We start from the raw sequence: 19,618 nt of genomic DNA, 5'->3' as shown, positions 1-19,618 counted from the left end.
ATCCGCGGCGAGGGCGGTCCTGGCGGGGAACGACGGCCACCGCCGGGAGAGCCCGCTTCCACGATCGCGCCCGTCCGGTCGCGGCTGCTCTCGGGGCGTGATCACGACGACGGAGCGGGTGGACGACTGGATCGAGGGCTGGTGCCGTGCACGCGGCGTGCAGCGCGTCCGCGAGGACGGAGCCTGGCTGGTCGATGTCGGAGCGGAGTCGCGCACGCGGGAGCGGATCCTGGTCGATCCGTCGCCCTCCGCGCTGCAGGCGGGCGCCGAGCAGACGGCCGGGCCCCGGGAGTGGATGACGGTCATCGGCCTGGGCGACGACGCCCGCCTCGCGCCCGCCGCCGGGCTGGAGCTCGTCGCGGGCGACGAGAGCCTGATGGCGGCGCTCCTCGGCCCGGGCAGCACCGCGGAGGGAGCCCTGCTCGAGGGTGCCCTGCTCGAGGGTGCCCTGCTCGCGGGAGCCGTGCTCGAGGCCGCCGACGGAGTGGCGAGCGTCCGGCTGCTGGTCGACGGAGTCGTCGCCGCTCAGGGCACCGCCGCCGTGCACGGGACGGTCGCGGTCCTGGACCGGATCGAGACCGATGCGCGGTTCCGCCGACGCGGGCTGGGACGGCGGGTCGTCGACGCCCTCACCGCCTGGGCCCGGTCCGAGGGTGCACGGAGCGGTCTCCTCGTCGCCAGCACGGACGGCCGCGCCCTCTACCTCACCCTCGGCTGGGAGGTGGTCGCGCCGGTGCGCATCTGGCGCGGGGCCGCACTCCGAGATCCGGGGCAGGGCTGCGCGGCCGCCGGGCGATGATCCCCCGCCGTACGGCCCTCCGGGAGCGCACGTCCGCCTGAGTACGGAATCCCGCGCAGCGCATACAAGCGGCGGAGAACGGCGGAGCAGCCGTGAAGCGGCCGCCCGCCGATCTGTATTCAGCCGATAACACCACCCTCGAAAGAGGGACGCCCGCTATCGCTCGAACGGCCTTGTCCGAGAAGCGGATCATCCGCTTCTCGGACTCGTGTCACCGCCCTCGGGTCGTCAGCCGAGTGCGCCCTTCTCGGCCGAGTAGAGCTGCTTCACCTGCTCCGCGGTCAGCGCCCGGTCCCACACCCGCAGTCGGGCGAGGGAGCCGGCGAAGCGGTTGATCATCGTGCCGTCCCGGCCGACCGCTCCGACCACGAAGTCGCCCGGAGCCGCGTTGAGGCCGTCGGGGTAGACGTAGGGGTTCTTGGCGTAGGTCGCGCCGAGCTTGTCGGTGTACACCGGGTACGCGGTGGCGGCGCCGTCGAGGTACGAGACCGCGACTGCGCCGTCGTACGTCCCGACGTGCAGCTGCCACACGCCGCGCGTGATCCGGCGGGGCTCCACCGAGTAGTCGCGCGAGTACGGGTAGCCGGGCGTCGGCCCGCCGAGCTTCGAGACGTGCATGCACACGCGCTCCCAGCCGCCGTACTCGGGGAGGTTGTTGAACAGCGCATAGGAGCGCAGCGGCCCGACCGTCGACTCCTCCCAGACGCCCGCGATGCAGGCGCCGTCCGCGTCGGAGTTGAGCACCCACACCGCGATCGTCACCTGGCCGGTCGAGGCGCCCAGGTTGAGCGGGCCGACCTCGTCCTTGGGGACGACCAGGTGGTCCGTCGTCCCGTTGAGGGCGACTCCGGTGCCGAACGGCGTGGCCACGGCGCGGGCGGAGGAGCCCGCACCCTGCCGGAGCGCCGGAGCGCCCGCGACGGCCGAGGCGAAGGGGGCGGCGCTCTCGGCGAAGGACCACTCCGCGATCGGCGTGGGCACGGTGACCGTGGGGACCGGAGCGGCGTCGCCGACCACGAACGCGTCGAGGATCAGGTTGGTGCCGCTCGAGGAGGGATTGCGGCCGCTTCCGCGGCGGATCGTCACCGTGTGCGGCCCGGCCGCGAGCTGTCCGCTGCTCCAGACCGTCTGCTTCGACCGCGTCGCGGCGCTGTAGCGGTCGACGGACGCGACCTTGACTCCGTCGAGCTCGACCTCGTTGATGCCGGACGAGCCGGTGAGGCGGCTGATCCAGCTCACGCTGGTACCCGTGAAGGCGAGGGTGGCGGAGGCGCCCGCGGTGGTCGAGTAGGCGATGCTGCCGCCGCTGTCCGTGCTCGCCTTCAACGTCGACCAGGTGCCGGTCGTGACGATCGGGGCGGCGCCGTTCTCGTAGGTGCCCGCTCCGGGCAGCGTCGTCGCCGGCGGAGGCGTCGCGTCGCCGACCACGAAGGAGTCGAGCAGCAGGTTGGTCCCGGTCGAGGCCGGATTGCGGCCGCTCCCCCGGCGGATCGTCAGCGTGTGCGGCCCGGCGGCGAGCTGTCCGCTGCTCCACACCGTCTGCTTCGAGCGGGTGGACGCGCTGTAGCGGTCGACGGAGGCGACCTTCACACCGTCGAGCTCGACGTCGTTGATCCCGGAGGACGACGTGAGTCGGCTGATCCAGGCGATGCTCGTGCCGGTGAAGGCGAGCGTCGCGGAGGCGCCGGAGCTGGTCGAGTAGGCGATGCTCCCGCCGCTGTCCGCGGTGGCCTTCAGCGTCGTCCAGGTGCCGGTGGTGACGATCTGCGCGGCGCCGTTCTCGTAGGTGCCCGCGCCGGGCAGCGTGGACACGGGCGGCGTCTCGGGCTCGGGCTCCGTCTGCGGCACGGGGCCCTCGGCGATCCAGCGCTGGAAGGTGTCGAGCATCTCCTTGTTGGTGAAGCTCGGGACCTTGTGCCCGTCGGTGCCCTCCCCCGGGTGGGTGCGGACCGTCGCCTCCTTCGCCAGGGGCAGGGCCGCGGCGTGGAGGGCGGCGCCGTGCAGGGCGAACGGCACGACCTTGTCGTCGGGCGATCCGGTGATCCTCAGCCGCGCACCGCGCCACACCGACGCGGGCAGCCGCGCCGGGTTGGTGGCGGCGATGGCCGCGGCGTCGGCGTACTCGGGGCCGATCCGGTCCGGTTCGCTCGCCGCCCGCTCCTCCATGTCGTAGGAGCTGTTGCAGAGGTACGCGCCCCGGATGTTCGGCACCATCCGCTTCCCGTAGGCCCAGGTCAGAAGCGGCCCGCCCCCGGAGTCGGAGCGCAGGAGGCTCGCGTCGATCCGCCATACCGACGAGGCCCAGGCGACGACAGCGGCCTGGATCTCGATCGCCCGCGGGCTCGACCAGATGCTGCCGCCGTAGGTCGGGCAGATGCTGACGATGCCGCGGTCCACGGCGAGGTCGGCCGAGTATGCGAAGGCGCTCGAGAGCGCCGTGTGGGTGCCGTTGCGGGCGTGGTAGTACCAGAGCATCGATGCGCCCCTGGTCTGCGACGGAGGCGTCGCGTGCGGCACGAACAGGCGCGCCCGGTCCCCCGCGACGACGACGTCGATGATCTCGTAGCGCTTCCCGCCCGTCTTCGACGTGGCGGTGGACAGGCGCGAGACCTCGCCGGGCAGTCGGGGCACCGCGGTGAGGTCGCCGGCCGCGAGGGCCGGCGTCGCGAAGGCGATCGCGCCCGCGCCGGCGACGGATCCGGCGAGGATCGTGCGGCGGGAGAGAGCGGAGAGGGCCTTGACGCCCGATCGGGAGCCGGTGCGGGAGGAGTCGGCGGAGTCGCCGACGGCAGTGTCCTGAGGAGTCACGGAAGAGAGAGCCTTTCCGATCGTCACCGTTCCGGGTACACCGATCGAAAGAGGAGGAGAAGGCGTTCAGTGAACGAGCGGCAGCGCTCGCGCTACTGATGCGGATCACCTTCTCCTCGAGAAGGAAAGGGAAGCCGGATCAGGCTAACAGAGGGGATGAGAAGGGGTTCAGTATTTCTACCCACCGTTTCATCAACCGGAGAAGAAGGAATCGCTTATCCGGCCGCTTATCGTCCCTTTTCCGGTGACACGACGCGTACTGGACACCGCCGTCTGGCAGGATGCCCCCGTGTCGGAGACGGGTCGGCTGCAGCGGGGCGGCGCCCTCCCCGTGCTCCTCGTGTTCCTCCGCCTCGGGCTGACCTCGTTCGGCGGGCCGATCGCGCACCTCGGCTACTTCCGCGAGGAGTTCGTGGTGCGCCGCGGCTGGCTGACCGATCGCGCGTACGCCGACCTCGTCGCGCTGTGCCAGTTCCTCCCGGGACCCGCGTCCAGCCAGGTCGGGATGGCGGTCGGCCTGCAGCGCGCGGGACTCGCCGGACTGGTCGCCGCGTGGTGCGGATTCACGCTCCCCTCGGCGATCGCCCTGGTCCTCGTCGCCGGGCTCGTCGCCGGTGCGGGCGACGTCGCCTCCGCCGGCTGGCTCCTGGGCCTCCAGGCGGCGGCGGCCGCGGTCGTCGCACAGGCCGTGCTCGGGATGGCGCGCTCGCTCGCACCGGACCGCCGCCGCGCGACGATCGCCGGCGCAGCGGCTGTCGCCGTCCTCCTCGCCCCGGAGCCCGCGCTGCAGGTGGCGGTGATCGCGGCGGCGGGCCTGGCCGGCGTCCTGTGGCTCCGCCGTGAGGAGGCGGCTCCGGACGACGGCCCGGGCTTCGCGGTCCGGATCCCGACGGCGCTCGCGGTCTCGGCGCTCGCCCTCTGGGGACTCCTCCTGGCCGGCCTCCCCCTGCTGGCCGCTCTCACGGGCGAGGGAGCGGCGGGTCTCGCCTCCGTCTTCTACCGCGCGGGCGCTCTGGTGTTCGGGGGCGGCCACGTCGTGCTGCCTCTGCTGGAAGCGCAGACGGTCGGCGCCGGCACGGTCGGGCAGAGCGAGTTCCTGGCCGGATACGGGGCGGCGCAGGCGGTGCCCGGCCCGCTCTTCACCTTCTCCGCGTTCCTCGGCGCGGTGGGCGCGGGGACGCCGGACGGTGTCGCGGGGGCGGCGATCGCGCTGGTCGCGATCTTCCTGCCGGGCGCTCTGCTCGTGGTCGGTGTGCTCCCGTTCTGGCAGCGGCTGCGGCACCTGCCGGTCGCGCAGAGGGCGCTGGCCGGCGTGAACGCCGGCGTGGTGGGACTGCTCGGCGGCGCCCTCTACGACCCGGTGCTGACCGAGGGCATCGGCTCGACCGGCGCTCTGGCGCTCGCGATCGGCGCCTTCGTGGCGCTGACGCGCTGGACCGTGCCCCCGTGGATCGTCGTCCTCGCCGCCGCGGGCCTCGGCGCCCTGCTCCTCTGACTCCCTCCGGGGACGACGATCCGGACCAGCCCTGGCAGTCTGGACGCATGAGGGCTCGGGGGACGACAGCAGCAGTGGCGACGACGGCAGCGGCGGGGCTCCTGCTGCTGGGCGGGTGCACCGCCGGCGGCGGGGCCGAGGCGGGCGCCACGGCGTCCGCGCCCGCCTCGCGGACGCCGAGACCCGCCATCACCGACCTGATCACTCCGAGCCCGACCCCCTCCGCTCCGGCGACCGCCGAGCCGGTCGGAACCGTCGTCGACGCCGGGCCGGTCGGCGAGGGAGTCCCCGCCACCGTCTCGGGCACCGGCCCGGCCGACGTGTCGTTCCAGCGGCAGGGCGAGTTCGCGGTCGTCCTGAGCCTGGACTGCTCGGCCTGCACCGGCACGGCGATCGTCACCGCCGCGGGCCGGATGACGCCCTTCGGCGAGGCCGCCGCCCCGATGACCGGGTCGTTCCTGACCGGCATCTTCCGCGACGACCCCGTCGAGCAGCAGGTGATCGTCCGAGCCGACGGGCCGTGGACGCTCGGCCTGCAGAGCTGGAACGACCTCGCGACGGTGAGCGGGGCGCAGTCCGGCACCGGCCCGGCCGTCCTGTTCTTCTCCGACGACGTCCCGCGCGTGACGGTCGACTACACGCCCGCGGGTCCGGACGACTCGTTCTCCGGCCGCGTGTTCACGACCTCCGATCAGCCGCAGCTGTTCGGCGACTCCGTCGCCTTCTCCGAGGTGTTCGAGGCCGACCTCCCCGGCGTCATGGCCGTCCAGACCGAGGGGACCTGGACCGTCACGCCGACGCCCTGACCCGGGGTCGCGTCGCACCGGCCGCGGAGTCGGGGAACGGACGCCCCTCCGCCCAGACCCGCTGCACGCGGAGCGACGCGTCGAGCAGGACGACGTCGGCGCGGTACCCGGGGGCCAGCAGGCCGAGGTCGCCACGGCCGAGCACGCGGGCGGGAACGGCGGTGAGGGCGGCGACGGACGCCTCCAGCCCGAGCCGGCCGGGCCCGACGGCGCGCCGCAGGGCCTCGTCCTGCGTGAGCGTGGATCCGGCGAGCACAGCGGTGCCCGCGAGCCGGGCGACTCCGCCGAGCACCTCGACGTCGAGCGGGCCGAGGCGGTGCGCTCCGTCGCCCGCCCCGGCCGCCGCCATCGCGTCGGTGACGAGCGCGATCCGCCCGGGAGCCGCCGCGAACGCGAGCCGCACCACCTCGACGTCCACGTGCCGGCCGTCGAGGATCAGCTCGAGCGCGACCCGCTCGTCTCCCAGGGCCACCGGGATCGGGCCCGGGGAGCGGTGGCCGATTTCGGGCATGGCGTTGAACGCGTGCGTGACCAGCCGGGCTCCGCGGTCGAACGCGGCCCGCGCCTGGTCGGCGTCCGCCTCGGTGTGGCCCACCGCGACCACCGTGCCGGCGCCGGCGAGCCGCTCCACCGCGGCGAGGGCTCCCGGCAGCTCGGGCGCGAGCGTGATCTGCGCGAGGCGTCCGCGGGCGGCGTCCAGCAGCCGGCCGACCGCGCCGGAGGAGGGGTGCAAGAGAGCCGCGGGGTCGTGCGCTCCCCTGCGCGAGGGCGCGAGGAACGGGCCCTCGAGGTGCGCGCCGAGCACGAGCGGGTCGGTGGCCGCGAGGGCCGAGACCGCGTCCAGAGAGGACTCCAGCTGCTCCAGCGGCGCCGAGACCAGGCTGACCAGCGAGCGCGTGGTGCCGCGGGAGCGGTGCAGCGCGAGGCCCGCGCGGATCGCCTCCGCTCCTCCGTCGAAGCCGTGACCGCCCCCTCCGTGCACATGGACGTCGATGAAGCCCGGGACAGCGGTGAGGCCCCGCGCGTCGTGCAGCTCCGCCCCCTCCGCCTGCGCCTGCCAGCCGGTGCCGGTGCCGGTCGCCGTGATCGCGCCGTCCCGCGCGCGGAGCCAGTGGTCCTCCACTGTCCCGGCTGCGTCGACCTTCCGTGCGCTGTGGATGATCAGCGCGGCGTGCGCCATGCGGTCGTCTCCTGGGTGTCGGTTCCGGATCGGCGGGGACTCCGCCCCCTCCCGACGATGGCACAGCCCCTGCCGGTCGAGCCGGTCCGACACCGATCACTGCGCCACCCGAACGCATTCCGCGCCTCCGCGTCACGAACAGGGACCTCGCGCGTCTCCTGTGCATGCCTCCCCTGGACACCCGAACCCCCACCCCTCGCCTCGCCGCCTCCCGCCGGCCGCTCGACGTCGTCGCCATCGCGGCGGCCGCCCTCGTCAACGAGCGCTACCTGGATCGGCGCTTCACCGTCCACCACCTCGCCGCCGAGCTGCGGATGCCCGCCCTGCTGCTGCGGCTGCGGTTCCGCCGCTGCTATGGGCTCGGCCTCGACGAGCACCTCGCCCTCCGCCGACTCGAGCTGGCCGCCGTCCTGATGGCGAGCACCCCCGTCGCTCTCGGCGGCCTCGACCGCATCGCCCGGGGCTCCGGCTACCGGGGCACCGCCGAGCTGGACCGCGACCACCGGAGGCACCGCCGGTCGTCCGCGCTGGCCGCCTGGTTCCGGGCCGCCCCGCGTCCCGAGCGCGAGCATAGGCCCGGCACCCGGCCCGAGGAGGAGCTGCTCGCCGCAGCGCCGGGCGCTGCGACTCCGGCCCGCCCCAGCAGCATCCGCTCGGCACCGGTCACCCCGCTGAGGCGCCGCGCCTGAGCCCGGCCGCGGAGCGGTACAGTGCCACGATGCGCACATCCGGAACCCGCCGATGACGGCCGTCCGCTACGTCGCGATCGGCGATTCCTTCACCGAGGGCGTCGGCGACGAGCGGCCGGACGGCACCCCGCGCGGCTGGGCCGATCTGGCGGCCGCGGGATGGGCGGCGGCCACGGGTGAGCGGATCGAGTACGCCAACCTCGCGATCCGGGGCCGGCTCATCGCGCCGATCCTCGCCGAGCAGCTCGAGCCCGCGCTCGCCCTGGGTCCGACCCACCTCTCCTTCAACGGCGGCGGCAACGACATGCTGCGCCCGCGGGCCGACATCGAGCGGATCGCCGACGCCTACCTCCGCGTCCTCGAGCGCTGCGACGAGCAGGGCGTCGTGCTGATCGCCCTGGCCGGCGCCGATCCGTCGCCGCGGCTCCCGCTCGGCTCGCTCATCCGACGCCGCGGGGACGCGCTGACCGACGCCGTCCTGCGCCGGACGAGCCACCGGACCGACGTGGTCGTCGCCGACAACTGGCACGACCCCGCTTTCGCCGACCCGGAGCTGTGGTCGGAGGACCGTCTGCACCTCGGCCCGCGGGGGCACCGGCGGGTGGCCGACCGGGTCCTGCGGGCGCTCGGGCTCACGCCGTCCGCCGCGCTGCCCGACGCTCTCGAGCCCGCACTCCGGCGCGGCGGAACCGTGCAGTACTACCGGCAGCACGTCGCGCCGTGGGTGCAGCGCAGGCTCACCGGCACGTCCTCCGGGGACGGCCGCGCCGCGAAGTACGCGGAGTTCGTGCCGATCGACCCGGTCTGACGCCTCCTCCGAGGAGCACGGCCTCGTTCGACGGGCAGGGATCTCCCCTGAGGCGCTCAGCGGCGACCTCGCATGGCGGCTCGACGGCGTCGAGCGCTCAGTGCCAGCCGTACCGCGCCGAGAGCACCCGGGCGACGGCGTCGTACCGAGCACGCTCCAGAGCTGCTCCTTCGCGGCGCATCCCGGCGGGGTGCACACGGAACACGCGCTCCGGGTCGACCCAGCTGGGGCGCCCGTCCGGGTCCCAGCCGCCGGTGCCGACGGCCAGATAGTCGGAGTGCTCCTTCGAGCTCAGCCGCACGGCGAGCACCGTCCCCGACTTCTCGACCGCGAGCACGAGCACCGGGCGGTCCTTGCCGCGGCCGTCGTCCTCCTCGTACGGCACCCAGGTCCAGACGACCTCGCCCGGGTCCGGGTCGCCGTCGGGCGTGGGCGCGTAGCCCAGGCGGACCCCGCGGAGCCGCGACGGGTCGACCTCGACGGTGCGGCCCACTCCGCTCGCGCCCGGCGTCGGCGCCGTCGTGCTCAGGTACGGGCGCTGCGGGCGGGGCCCGGCGTCCGGCCGCGGGGCGACCGCGCGGCCGAGGAATCGGAGGAGCAGGGACACGACCGAGCGCGAGGAGGGCACCCCGGAACCCTAGCCCGGATCCGCGGCCGCCCGCCCGCGGGGGCGCGCCCGGCGGTCGCCCGTCGCGGACGCGCCGACGGGGTGCCGGCTCCGGAGAGCCGGCACCCCGTCGGGTGCTGCGGAGGAGGGGGTCAGTCCGCCAGGACGTAGCCCGCCTCGCCGTGGATGGCCGTGTCGATGCCGGCGATCTCGTCCTCGTTCTTCACACGGAAGCCCATCGTCTTCTGGATGATCCAGCCGATGAGGAGCGTCATGACGAAGGAGTAGGCGAGGACGGTGAAGGCCGCGAGGGCCTGCTTGCCGAGCTGGCTCGCGTCGCCGGTGAGGAACAGGCCCACGCCGGTGCCGAAGAAGCCGATGTAGAGCGTTCCGATGAGGCCGCCGACCAGGTGCACGCCGACCACGTCGAGCGAGTCGTCGTAGCCGAGGCGGTACTTCAGGTCGATCGCCAGGGCGCAGACGGCGCCGGTGATGACGCCCAGGACGATCGCCCAGAACGGCGACAGGCTGGCGCAGGCCGGGGTGATCGCGACGAGGCCCGCGACCGCGCCCGAGGCGGCGCCGATCGAGGTGGGCTTGCCGTCCTTGATCTTCTCGACGACGAGCCAGCCGAGGATCGCGGCGGCCGGAGCGGCGATGGTGTTCAGGAAGGCGACGGCCGCGATGCCGTCGGCGGCGAGCTCGGAGCCGGCGTTGAAGCCGAACCAGCCGAACCACAGCAGTCCGGCGCCCAGGAGCACGAACGGCGGGTTGTGCGGCTGGTGCGCGCCCTTGGTGAAGTTGACGCGCTTGCCGAGCACCAGGGCGAGAGCGAGGGCCGCCGCTCCGGCGTTGATGTGGACGGCGGTGCCGCCCGCGAAGTCGATCGCGCCGACGCCGTAGGCGATCCAGCCGCCGTCGACGACGGTGGCGTCGTCGCCGAGGGTGAAGTTGAAGACCCACGAGGCGACCGGGAAGTAGACGACGGTGGCCCAGACGCCGGCGAAGACCATCCAGGCGCCGAACTTCGCCCGGTCCGCGATGGCGCCGGAGATGAGCGCGACGGTGATGATCGCGAACGTCGCCTGGAACGCGGCGAAGGCCAGCGTCGGGTAGGCCGACGTCTGCTCGCCGAGCGCGTCGTTGTAGATGCCCTGCAGGCCGATCTGGGCGGTGTCGATGCCGAGGACGCCGTCGATGCCGACGAAGGTGTCGGTCCCTGCGGGGCCGGACGGGCCGTTGCCGAACGCGATCGCGTAGCCGTACAGGACCCAGAGGACCCCGATGAGGCCCATGGCTCCGAAGCTGAGCATCATCATGCTGATGACGCTCTTCGCACGCACCAGGCCGCCGTAGAAGAAGGCGAGCCCGGGGGTCATGAGCAGGACCAGCGCGGCTGCGATGAGCAGGAACGCGGTATTGCCTTGATCCATTGTTGAACCTCTCGTGAGTGTGCAGAGAAAAGCCCGGAGCGAGGACGCTGCGTCGGAGCACGGCCTGGAGACACGCGGGTGTCGGGTCACCTCGGGTAGCCGACAGTCTGGTGGCGCGAGGTTTCGTCCCGTGAGGCACCACGTTTCGCGGAGGTTACGGCCGAGGCCCCTGTGTAAAAAGCGCGTTACGGCGCGCTGGCGGACGGCACGACGACGACCCCGGGAACGCCGGGAGGAGAGCGGATCCGCCCCTAGGAGCGGGGCGCCATCGAGGTGAGCGCGATGAGCCGCGACATCGAGCGCAGGTACTTCTTGCGGTAGCCGCCGCTCAGCATGTCGCCGCCGAAGACCTCGTCGAGGGGCGTCCCGGAGGCGAGGACCGGGATCTGCGCGTCGTAGACCCGGTCGATGAAGGCCACGAGGCGCAGGGCGTCGGTCTGGTCGGTCAGAGCGGTGACGCCCCGGAGCACGATGGTGTCGACGCCGTCGATCACCTTGATGTAGCGGGAGGGGTGCACGGTGCCCAGGTGGTGCACGGCGTCCGCGAACGGGTCGTCGGTGACGACGGAGCCGGCGGGGGCGGCCGCGACGAGAGCGTCGATCTCCTCGTCGGTGCGCACCACGGCGTGGCCCTCGATGTCGCGGCGCCGGTAGTCGGTGCCGTCGATCCGCATCGTCTCGAAGTGGGCGGCCATCGACTGGATCTCGCGGAGGAAGTCCGCCGCGGCGAAGCGCCCCTCGCCCAGCGCGTTGGGCGGGGTGTTCGAGGTCGCGGCGATGCGGGTCCCGGAGGCGACCAGCTCGCCGAGGAGCCGCGTCATCAGCATCGTGTCGCCCGGGTCGTCCAGCTCGAACTCGTCGATGCACAGCAGCGCCGAGCCCTTGAGGAGCGAGACGGTCGCCGCGTAGCCGAGCGCGCCGACGAGTGCGGTGTACTCGATGAACGTCCCGAAGTAGGTGCGGCCCGGCACCGCGTGCCAGATCGCCGCGAGCAGGTGGGTCTTGCCGACGCCGAAGCCGCCGTCGAGGTACACGCCCGGCTTGACCGCGGGGGCCTTCTTCCGGCCGAAGCCCAGGAAGCCGCCTCCGCCTCCCTTGGATCCGCCGCCGGCGGCGAACGCGCGGAGAGCCTCCACCGCGTCGGCCTGCGAGGGGTACTCCGGGTCGGGACGGTAGCTCTCGAAGGTGGCGCCCTCGAACTGGCGCGGGGGCACCAGCGTCGACGCGATCTCGTGCCCGCTGATCTGGGGCGAGCGGGCGGTCAGGCTGCTCGTCGATCGGACGTCGTCGGGGCTCACTCGCGTCTCGCATCCTGCGCACCGCGGGGGTCCGTGCGCTCAGTGGCGGCGGCCGCACCGGGCACGGAGCCGCCGCGGTTCTGTGTCGAACTCTTACGGCGCCCTCCGTGCGGCGTCGTCCGCGGACGCGTACTGTCGCTGAAGGGCGGGCTCCAGCGTAGCCCGCCGTGGAATCACGCCCGCGCTCCGCGCACCATCCTGGAGGTCCTCCTTGTCCGTCGAAACCGATCCGTCGCCGAAGTTCGCCTCCTACGCGCACCCCGAACGGCTCGTCAGCGCCGACTGGCTCGAGCAGCGCCTCGGCACTCCCGGTCTCGTCGTCGTCGAGTCCGACGAGGACGTCCTGCTCTACGAGACCGGCCACATCCCCGGCTCCGTCAAGATCGACTGGCACACCGACCTCAACGACCCGGTGCAGCGCGACTACATCGACGGCGCCGCGTTCGCCGCGCTCGTCGGCGGCAAGGGCATCGCCCGCGACACCACCGTCGTCGTCTACGGCGACAAGAACAACTGGTGGGCCGCCTACGCGCTCTGGGTCTTCACCCTCTTCGGTCACGAGGACGTCCGTCTGCTCGACGGCGGCCGCGACAAGTGGCTCGCGGAGGGCCGCCCGACGACCACCGACGCCTCCTCCCCGGAGCCCGCCGAGTACCCCCTCGTCGAACGCAGCGACGCCGAGATCCGCGCCTTCAAGGACGACGTCCTCGCGCACTTCGGCAACCCGCTGATCGACGTCCGCTCCCCGGAGGAGTTCACCGGGCAGCGCACCACGGCGCCGGCCTACCCGGAGGAGGGCGCCCTGCGCGCCGGTCACATCCCGAGCGCGCAGAACGTGCCCTGGGGCAGGGCCGCGGCCGAGGACGGCACCTTCCGCCCCCTCGACGAGCTGAACGGCATCTACCGCGAGGGCGCGGGGCTGAAGGACGGCGACTCCGTCATCGCCTACTGCCGGATCGGCGAGCGCTCCGCCCACACCTGGTTCGTGCTGACCCACCTCCTCGGCTTCGAGGGCGTCCGCAACTACGACGGCTCCTGGACCGAGTGGGGCAGCGCCGTCCGCGTCCCGATCGTGCAGGGCGCCGAGCCCGGCGAGGCCCCCGCGGCCCGCTGACGCGTCACGACGGAGGCCGGGAGCGCCGATCCGCCCGTCGACGGGCCGGATCCGGGCTCCCGGCCTCCGCTGCGACCGCCCGCCGCCCCTCCCCCGATGAGACACTGGACCGGATGACCGACACCACGCTCCCCGACGCTCTGCGCGACATCCGCGAGGAGTTCCTCGCCCTCGAGAAGCCGGAGCGCCTGCAGCTCCTGCTCGAGTTCTCGAACGAGCTCCCCGACCTGCCCGAGCGCTACCGCGACCACCCGGACCTCTTCGAGCGCGTGGAGGAGTGCCAGGCGCCCGTCTTCATCGTCGTCGATGTGGAGGGCGGGATCGTGCACCTGCACGCCACGGCTCCCCGCGAGGCGCCCACGACGCGCGGCTTCGCGTCGATCCTGGCGCAGGGCCTGGCCGGGCTCACCCCCGAGCAGGTGCTCGCCGTCCCCGACGACTTCCCGCAGACCATCGGCCTCTCGGAGGCGGTCTCGCCGCTGCGCCTGCGCGGCATGACCGCGCTGCTCGGCCGTACCAAGCGGCAGGTCCGCGCGCACCTGGCCGCATGATCCTCCGGCCGCTCGTCCCCGCCGGTCCGCCGATCGTGATCGGCGAGGAGGGCGCGCGAGCGGCGGTCGCGGACGCCTGGCGTCCCGACGAGGCGGTGCGCGTGCGCCTGAACATGATCGCGAGCGTCACCGGCTCCAGCACCGGCTCCGACGGCACGAGCGAGACGCTCACCAACCGCGTCGACCGCACGATCCTCGGAGTCGTCCGCGAGCAGGCCGACGTCGTCCTCGTCGGAGCCGCCAGCGTCCGCGCCGAGGGCTACCGAGTCCCCCGGCGGGTCCCGCTCGCCGTCGTCTCCGCCTCGGGCGATCTCGCCGGGCACCGCCTGGAGCTGCAGGAGGGCTCCCGGGTCCTGCTGCTGGTGCCGGAGTCGCGCGGCGCGGTGGAGGGGCTCCCCGCCGGCGTCGAGGTCGTCCCGGTCCCGTCCTCCTCGGAGCGGATCGGCGTCGACGAGCTCCTGGAGGCTCTCGCCGGGCTCGGCCTGCACCGCGTCGTCTGCGAGGGCGGCGCCTCGCTCTCGGGCCAGTTCCTCGCCTCGGGCCGGGTCGACGAGCTGTGCCTCACCACCTCGCCGCGCGTCGTCCTGCCGGGCCTCCCGGTCGCGACGGGCACGGCCGTCGTCGACGACGCCTACGCCCTGACGCTCCTGGCCGCGGACGATTCCGGGGCCGTCTACGCCCGCTGGAGCCGCACGCGCTGAGAGCCGCCCACCCGGCGTGCCTCCGCGTCCCGGGCGCGTCGGAACCCTAGTCTGCGACCGTGCCCGAATTCCCAGCGTCGTCCCAGCTCCCCGAGGAGTTCCGGGTCGCGACGGAGTCGATCCGCGCCGCTGCCACGCGCGCCGAGCTCACCGTGTCCGAGATCGCCTCGCCGTCGGGTCTCGCGCCCTGGGCCCTCGCCCTGTCGGGCGACGTCGCGCCCCACGCGCACGGACGCGACTCCGAGCTGGGCACGGGGCGCTTCATCCTGCTCTACGACCCCGAGGAGCCCGAGCAGTGGGGCGGCCCCTTCCGTGTCGTCTGCTTCGCCCAGGCCCCGCTCGAGGTCGAGATCGGCACCGATCCGTTCCTCGCCGAGGTCGCCTGGTCCTGGCTTATCGACGCCCTCGGGGCGCGGGGCGCCTCCTATTCCGCCGCGTCCGGCACGGCCACCAAGGTGCTCTCCACCGGTTTCGGCGAGCTGGCCGCTCAGGGCGACGGTGCGCAGATCGAGATCCGCGCCTCCTGGAGCCCGGATGATGCGCAGCTCGCCGCTCACGTGGAAGGGTGGGGGGAGCTGTTGTGCATGCTCGCGGGTCTCCCGCCCGTATCGAGCGACGGTGTGACCCCGCTCGCCTTCCGACGGAACAACCGTGACTGATTACCGTGTCCTCTCCACGCCCGACGAGTTCCTCGCCGCGGTCGACGCCCTCGCCGCCGGCGAGGGCCCCGTCGCCGTCGACGCCGAGCGCGCCTCCGGCTTCACCTACTCGCAGCGCGCGTACCTGATCCAGGTCTACCGGCGCGGCGCCGGCGCGTTCCTCTTCGATCCCCCCGCCATCGGCCGGATGGACGCCCTGCAGGCGGTCATCGGCCAGGAGGAGTGGGTCCTCCACGCCGCCAGCCAGGATCTCGCCTGCCTGCGCGAGGTGGGCCTGGACCCGGTGCGGATCTTCGACACCGAGCTCGCCGCCCGGCTCCTCGGACTGCCCAAGGTGGGCCTCGGCGCCGTCGTCGAGGACCTCCTCGGCATCCACCTGGCCAAGGAGCACTCGGCCGCCGACTGGTCGACCCGCCCCCTCCCCCAGAGCTGGCTCGTCTACGCCGCGAAGGACGTGGAGCTCCTCGTCGACCTCCGCGACCGCATGGAGGAGATGCTCATCGCCGCGCGGAAGACGCGCATCGCCCGCGAGGAGTTCGAGGCGACGCTCGCGCGCGCTCCGAAGGCGGTCCCGCCGGACCCGTGGCGCCGCCTCTCCGGCATGCACTCGCTCCGCGGCCCGCGCCCCCTCGCCGTGGCGCGCGAGCTCTGGCTGGCCCGGGACGCGTTCGCCCGCGAGCGCGACATCGCTCCCGGCCGCCTGATCCCCGACTCCTCGATCATCGCGGTCGCCCGCAACATCCCGACCAGCATCGGCCAGCTCTCGGGCCGCCGCGATTTCACCGGCCGCGCCAGCCGCGGCGAGGTCGAGCGCTGGTGGGCCGCGATCGAGCGCGGGACGACGACCGAGGACCTGCCGAGCCCGACCCGCCCGGCCGCCGACACGCTCCCCCCTCCGCGCGCGTGGGGCGATCGCAACCCGGCCGCCGACGCGCGCCTGAAGGCGGGACGCGCCGTGGTCACCGAGATCGCGGAGCTGCTCTCGCTCCCGGTCGAGAACCTGCTCACGCCGGAGCTGCTGCGCCGGGTGGCCTGGAACCCGCCCGAGCCGCTGACCGCGGAGTCGGTCGCCGCGGAGCTCACCCGCGCCGGCGCCCGCGCCTGGCAGGTCGAGGCCACATCGGGCTCGATCGCCACCGCGTTTGTCGAAGCGGCCCAAGCGCCGGCCGAGGGCACCGAAACCCCTTCGTAGGAAGCGGCAAAGGATTCCGGCTGCGCGGTGCCGGTTCCTACGATCGACGGCGACCGTGAGTTCCTGGGAGGCATTGTGGCCGAGAGATCCGAAGTCGTGTTCGTCGACGGAGTCCGTACTCCGTTCGGCCGTGCCGGCGAGAAGGGCATGTACTGGCGGACCCGAGCCGACGACCTCGTCGTCAAGGCGATGATCGGTCTGCTGGAGCGCAACGGCGCGCTGCCGAAGGAGCGGGTGGACGAGGTGGCGATCGCCGCCACCACCCAGCAGGGCGACCAGGGCCTGACCCTCGGCCGCACGGCGGCGCTGCTCGCCGGGCTGCCGAAGTCGGTGCCCGGCTTCGCCATCGACCGCATGTGCGCCGGAGCGATGACCTCGGTCACCGCGACCGCGGGCGGCATCGCGTTCGGCGCCTACGACGTGGTCCTCGCCGGCGGCGTGGAGCACATGGGCCGGCACCCGATGGGCTTCGGCGCCGACCCCAACCCGCGCTTCCTCTCCGAGCGCCTCGTCGGCGAGGACGCGCTCAACATGGGCCGCACGGCGGAGCGGATCCACGACCGCTTCCCGCACCTGACGAAGGAGCGCGCCGACCACTACGCCCTGCGGAGCCAGCAGAAGCTCGCCGCCGCGTACGCCGCCGGCAGCATCCAGCCGGACCTCGTCCCCGTCGCCACGCGCAGCGCCGCGGGCTGGAGCCTCGCGACCGCCGATGAGGCACCGCGCCCCGAGACGACCCTCGAGGGCCTCGCGGGCCTGCGGACCCCGTTCCGCCCCCACGGCCGGGTGACCGCGGGCAACTCCTCCGGGCTCAACGACGGAGCGACGGTGTCGCTCCTGGCCAGCGCCGAGGCCGCACAGGAGCTGGGCCTGTCCGCGAAGATGCGGATGGTGAGCTTCGCGTACGCCGGCGTCGAGCCCGAGATCATGGGCATCGGCCCGGTCCCCTCGACCGAGAAGGCGCTCCGCAAGGCGGGCCTGGGCATCGAGGACATCGGGCTCTTCGAGCTCAACGAGGCGTTCGCCGTGCAGGTGCTCTCCTTCCTCGACCACTTCGGCCTCGACGACGACGACCCGCGCGTCAACGAGTACGGCGGAGCGATCGCGATCGGCCACCCGCTCGCCTCCTCCGGGGTCCGGCTGATGATCCAGCTGGCCCGGCAGTTCGAGTCGCACCCCGAGGTCCGCTACGGCGTGACGGCCCTCTGCGTCGGCCTCGGCCAGGGCGGCACGGTGATCTGGGAGAACCCGCACTACGACGGCAAGCGCGGACGACGGAAGGGACGCTGACCCATGCTCGACGGATTCGAGAACCTCGTGGACCTCGCCGAGGGCGAGGTCGTCACCCACTCCTACGTCCGCGACGTGCCGCTGCCCAGCGGCCGCACGCTCGCCCTGATCACGCTCGACAACGACCGCGACCACACCCGCCCCAACACCTTCGGACCGGCGTCGCTCTTCGAGCTGGTGGACGTCCTCCTGGCGCAGAAGGAGCGCGCCTCGCGCGGCGAGATCCAGGCGGTCGGCATCACCGGCAAGCCGTTCATCCTCGCCGCGGGAGCCGACCTCAGCAAGGTCGGGGCCATCCCGAGCCGTGAGCTCGGCCGCCAGCTGGCGCGCCTGGGCCACCGCACGCTGGGGATGCTGGCCGAGCTGGGCGTGCCGTCCTTCGCCTTCATCAACGGCCTCGCCCTGGGCGGCGGCACCGAGATCGGCCTGAACGCCGACTACCGCACGGTCGACTCCTCCATCCCCGCGCTCGGGCTCCCCGAGGTCTTCCTCGGCATCATCCCCGGCTGGGGCGGCGCGTGGCTCCTGCCGAACCTGATCGGCATCGAGAACGCCCTCAAGGTCGTGGTCGAGAACCCGCTCAAGAACAACCGCACGCTCAAGGGCCAGGAGGTGTTCGACCTCGGCATCGCCGACGCGATCTTCCCGCCCGCGGCCTTCCTCGAGGACTCGCTCCGCTGGGCCGACGGCGTGATCGGCGGCTCCGTGAAGGTGGAGCGGCCGAACGCACCCGGCAAGCTGGAGCGGCTGGTCAAGTGGGACGTCGCGATCTCGATCGCTCGCAAGCAGCTGGAGTCGCGGATCGGCACGGTCGCGGCGTCTCCGTACCGCGCGCTGGAGCTTCTCAAGGCCGCGAAGAACACCACCCGCGAGGAGGGCTTCGCCGCCGAGGACGAGGCGCTGGCCGACCTGATCTCGGGCGACCAGTTCCGCGCGAGCATCTACGCGTTCGATCTGGTGCAGAAGCGCGCCAAGCGTCCCGCGGGAGCGCCCGACAGGGCGCTGGCCAAGCCCGTCACCAAGGTCGGGGTCGTCGGCGCGGGCCTCATGGCCTCGCAGTTCGCGCTGCTCTTCCTCCGCCGCCTCCAGGTGCCGGTGGTCATCACCGACCTCGACCAGGAGCGGGTCGACAAGGGCGTCGCGGGCATCCGCGCCGAGATCGATGCGCTGCTGGCGAAGGGGCGCGTCTCTCCCGACGACGCGAACCGCCTCCGGGCGCTGATCACCGGCACGACCGATCGCTCCGACTTCGCCGACGCCGACTGGGTGATCGAGGCGGTCATCGAGGAGCTGTCGGTGAAGCAGGAGGTCTTCGCCGACATCGAGCGCTACGTCTCGCCCACGGCGGTGCTCGCGACCAACACCTCGTCCCTCTCCGTCGAGCGCATCGGCGAGCGGCTGGAGCACCCCGAGCGCCTCGTCGGCTTCCACTTCTTCAACCCGGTCGCGGTCATGCCGCTGATCGAGGTGGTCCGGACGCCGCACACCGACGACGAGACCCTCTCGACGGCGATGGTCACCGCCGCGAAGCTCAAGAAGAACGCCGTCATCACGCGCGACACCCCGGGCTTCGTGGTGAACCGCGTGCTGGCGAAGGTCCTGGGCGAGGCGATGCACGCGGTCGACACGGGCACTCCCTTCGAGGTCGTCGAGCAGTCGCTGGCTCCGTTCGGCCTGCCGATGACCCCGTTCGAGCTGCTCGAGCTGGTGGGCCTCAAGGTCGGCGCGCACGTGCTCGACACCCACCACGCCGCGTTCCCCGACCGCTTCTTCGACAGCCCCAACCTGCACCGCCTCGCCGAGCTCGGCCACGTCTTCGAGCGCGACGCGAAGGGGCGTGTGAAGGGCGTCGACAAGCGCGCGGTCGCGATCGTCGCCGGGGGCACGGAGCCGATGACGGCCGAGCAGCTGCGGCTGCGCGTCGAGACGGGTCTCGCGGACGAGGTCAAGCGGATGCTGGACGACGACGTCGTGCACGCCGCGGAGGACATCGACCTCTGCCTGATCCTCGGCGCGGGCTACCCGTTCCAGATGGGCGGGCTCACGCCCTACCTCGACCGGGTCGGCGCGAGCGAGCGGGCGTTCGGGGACACGTTCCACCACCCCGCGATCCGCGGCGTCGACTGACGCGGAGTGCAGTGACGCGGAAGGGGCGCCGGATCTGATCCGGCGCCCCTTCCGCGCGTCG

The 19,618-nt window shown here is 73.3% G+C and carries 17 protein-coding genes; 12 read left to right on the top strand and 5 right to left on the bottom strand.

What is annotated here, in order from left to right; translation table 11 throughout:
• Window positions 1-97: 97 nt before the first annotated feature.
• Complete coding sequence (locus C5B98_RS04605; protein ID WP_219814427.1) at window positions 98-799, top strand: GNAT family N-acetyltransferase; 702 nt, start codon at window positions 98-100, stop codon at window positions 797-799.
• Window positions 800-1,027: 228 nt separating this feature from the next.
• Here the strand turns inward: C5B98_RS04605 and C5B98_RS04600 are convergent, their stop codons facing one another.
• Window positions 1,028-3,607 (bottom strand): LamG-like jellyroll fold domain-containing protein, encoded by a 2,580-nt coding sequence (locus C5B98_RS04600; RefSeq protein ID WP_104327387.1) that lies wholly within the window; start codon window positions 3,605-3,607, stop codon window positions 1,028-1,030.
• 289 nt (window positions 3,608-3,896) lie between these two features.
• On the opposite strand from C5B98_RS04600, the gene chrA reads away from it, so the two are divergent.
• Both chrA and C5B98_RS04590 read left to right on the top strand, forming a co-directional pair.
• Entirely contained in the window at window positions 3,897-5,102 is a 1,206-nt protein-coding gene (gene chrA / locus C5B98_RS04595) for a chromate efflux transporter (protein ID WP_258063438.1), read from the top strand.
• Between the two features lie 47 nt (window positions 5,103-5,149).
• Window positions 5,150-5,908 (top strand): hypothetical protein, encoded by a 759-nt coding sequence (locus C5B98_RS04590; RefSeq protein WP_146076890.1) that lies wholly within the window; start codon window positions 5,150-5,152, stop codon window positions 5,906-5,908.
• Here the strand turns inward: C5B98_RS04590 and C5B98_RS04585 are convergent.
• Window positions 5,892-7,088: an N-acetylglucosamine-6-phosphate deacetylase gene (locus C5B98_RS04585; RefSeq protein WP_104222074.1), complete on the bottom strand. Its 1,197-nt coding sequence runs from the start codon at window positions 7,086-7,088 to the stop codon at window positions 5,892-5,894. The genes C5B98_RS04590 and C5B98_RS04585 overlap by 17 nt on opposite strands.
• A gap of 164 nt (window positions 7,089-7,252) precedes the next feature.
• Between C5B98_RS04585 and C5B98_RS04580 the strand changes: the two genes are divergently transcribed.
• Both C5B98_RS04580 and C5B98_RS04575 read left to right on the top strand, forming a co-directional pair.
• Complete coding sequence (locus C5B98_RS04580; protein WP_104222076.1) at window positions 7,253-7,777, top strand: hypothetical protein; 525 nt, start codon at window positions 7,253-7,255, stop codon at window positions 7,775-7,777.
• A gap of 52 nt (window positions 7,778-7,829) precedes the next feature.
• A complete protein-coding gene (locus C5B98_RS04575; protein WP_104222078.1) occupies window positions 7,830-8,585 on the top strand; it encodes an SGNH/GDSL hydrolase family protein in 756 nt (251 codons plus the stop codon).
• 97 nt (window positions 8,586-8,682) lie between these two features.
• Here C5B98_RS04575 and C5B98_RS04570 read toward each other — a convergent pair whose 3' ends face one another.
• The 3 genes from C5B98_RS04570 to zapE all read right to left on the bottom strand — a co-directional run bounded on the left by C5B98_RS04570 (window position 8,683) and on the right by zapE (window position 11,923).
• Window positions 8,683-9,213 carry a type II toxin-antitoxin system PemK/MazF family toxin gene (locus C5B98_RS04570; RefSeq protein WP_219812899.1) on the bottom strand — a complete coding sequence of 177 codons (531 nt, stop codon included), beginning with the start codon at window positions 9,211-9,213 and terminating at the stop codon, window positions 8,683-8,685.
• A 131-nt stretch (window positions 9,214-9,344) separates the two neighbouring features.
• Window positions 9,345-10,625: an ammonium transporter gene (locus tag C5B98_RS04565; protein WP_104222080.1), complete on the bottom strand. Its 1,281-nt coding sequence runs from the start codon at window positions 10,623-10,625 to the stop codon at window positions 9,345-9,347.
• A 251-nt stretch (window positions 10,626-10,876) separates the two neighbouring features.
• On the bottom strand, window positions 10,877-11,923 hold the full coding sequence (zapE, locus tag C5B98_RS04560) for a cell division protein ZapE (protein ID WP_104222082.1): 1,047 nt from the start codon (window positions 11,921-11,923) through the stop codon (window positions 10,877-10,879).
• Window positions 11,924-12,134: 211 nt separating this feature from the next.
• On the opposite strand from zapE, the gene C5B98_RS04555 reads away from it, so the two are divergent.
• The 7 genes from C5B98_RS04555 to C5B98_RS04525 all read left to right on the top strand — a co-directional run bounded on the left by C5B98_RS04555 (window position 12,135) and on the right by C5B98_RS04525 (window position 19,557).
• Complete coding sequence (locus C5B98_RS04555; protein WP_104222084.1) at window positions 12,135-13,037, top strand: sulfurtransferase; 903 nt, start codon at window positions 12,135-12,137, stop codon at window positions 13,035-13,037.
• A gap of 113 nt (window positions 13,038-13,150) precedes the next feature.
• Entirely contained in the window at window positions 13,151-13,588 is a 438-nt protein-coding gene (locus tag C5B98_RS04550) for a SufE family protein (RefSeq protein WP_104222086.1), read from the top strand.
• Window positions 13,585-14,289, top strand: coding sequence for a dihydrofolate reductase family protein (locus C5B98_RS04545; RefSeq protein ID WP_104222088.1), 705 nt, complete (start codon window positions 13,585-13,587; stop codon window positions 14,287-14,289). Before C5B98_RS04550 ends, C5B98_RS04545 begins: the two co-directional genes overlap by 4 nt.
• 59 nt (window positions 14,290-14,348) lie before the next feature.
• Window positions 14,349-14,948, top strand: coding sequence for a DUF3000 domain-containing protein (locus C5B98_RS04540; protein WP_104222090.1), 600 nt, complete (start codon window positions 14,349-14,351; stop codon window positions 14,946-14,948).
• Window positions 14,941-16,140: a ribonuclease D gene (locus tag C5B98_RS04535; RefSeq protein WP_104222092.1), complete on the top strand. Its 1,200-nt coding sequence runs from the start codon at window positions 14,941-14,943 to the stop codon at window positions 16,138-16,140. The genes C5B98_RS04540 and C5B98_RS04535 overlap by 8 nt, the downstream gene beginning before the upstream one ends.
• A gap of 75 nt (window positions 16,141-16,215) precedes the next feature.
• The gene (locus C5B98_RS04530) at window positions 16,216-17,430 is read left to right on the top strand and encodes a thiolase family protein (RefSeq protein ID WP_104327386.1); all 1,215 of its coding nucleotides are present in this window, start codon (window positions 16,216-16,218) and stop codon (window positions 17,428-17,430) included.
• 3 nt (window positions 17,431-17,433) lie between these two features.
• Window positions 17,434-19,557, top strand: a complete 2,124-nt coding sequence (locus C5B98_RS04525; RefSeq protein WP_104222096.1) for a 3-hydroxyacyl-CoA dehydrogenase NAD-binding domain-containing protein — start codon at window positions 17,434-17,436, stop codon at window positions 19,555-19,557.
• The last annotated feature ends 61 nt before the right edge of the window (window positions 19,558-19,618 follow it).

This window comes from Rathayibacter sp. AY1A5 (assembly GCF_002930875.1).
Classification (GTDB): Bacteria; Actinomycetota; Actinomycetes; order Actinomycetales; family Microbacteriaceae; genus Rathayibacter.
This window is presented reverse-complemented; position numbering and strand designations above follow the sequence as displayed.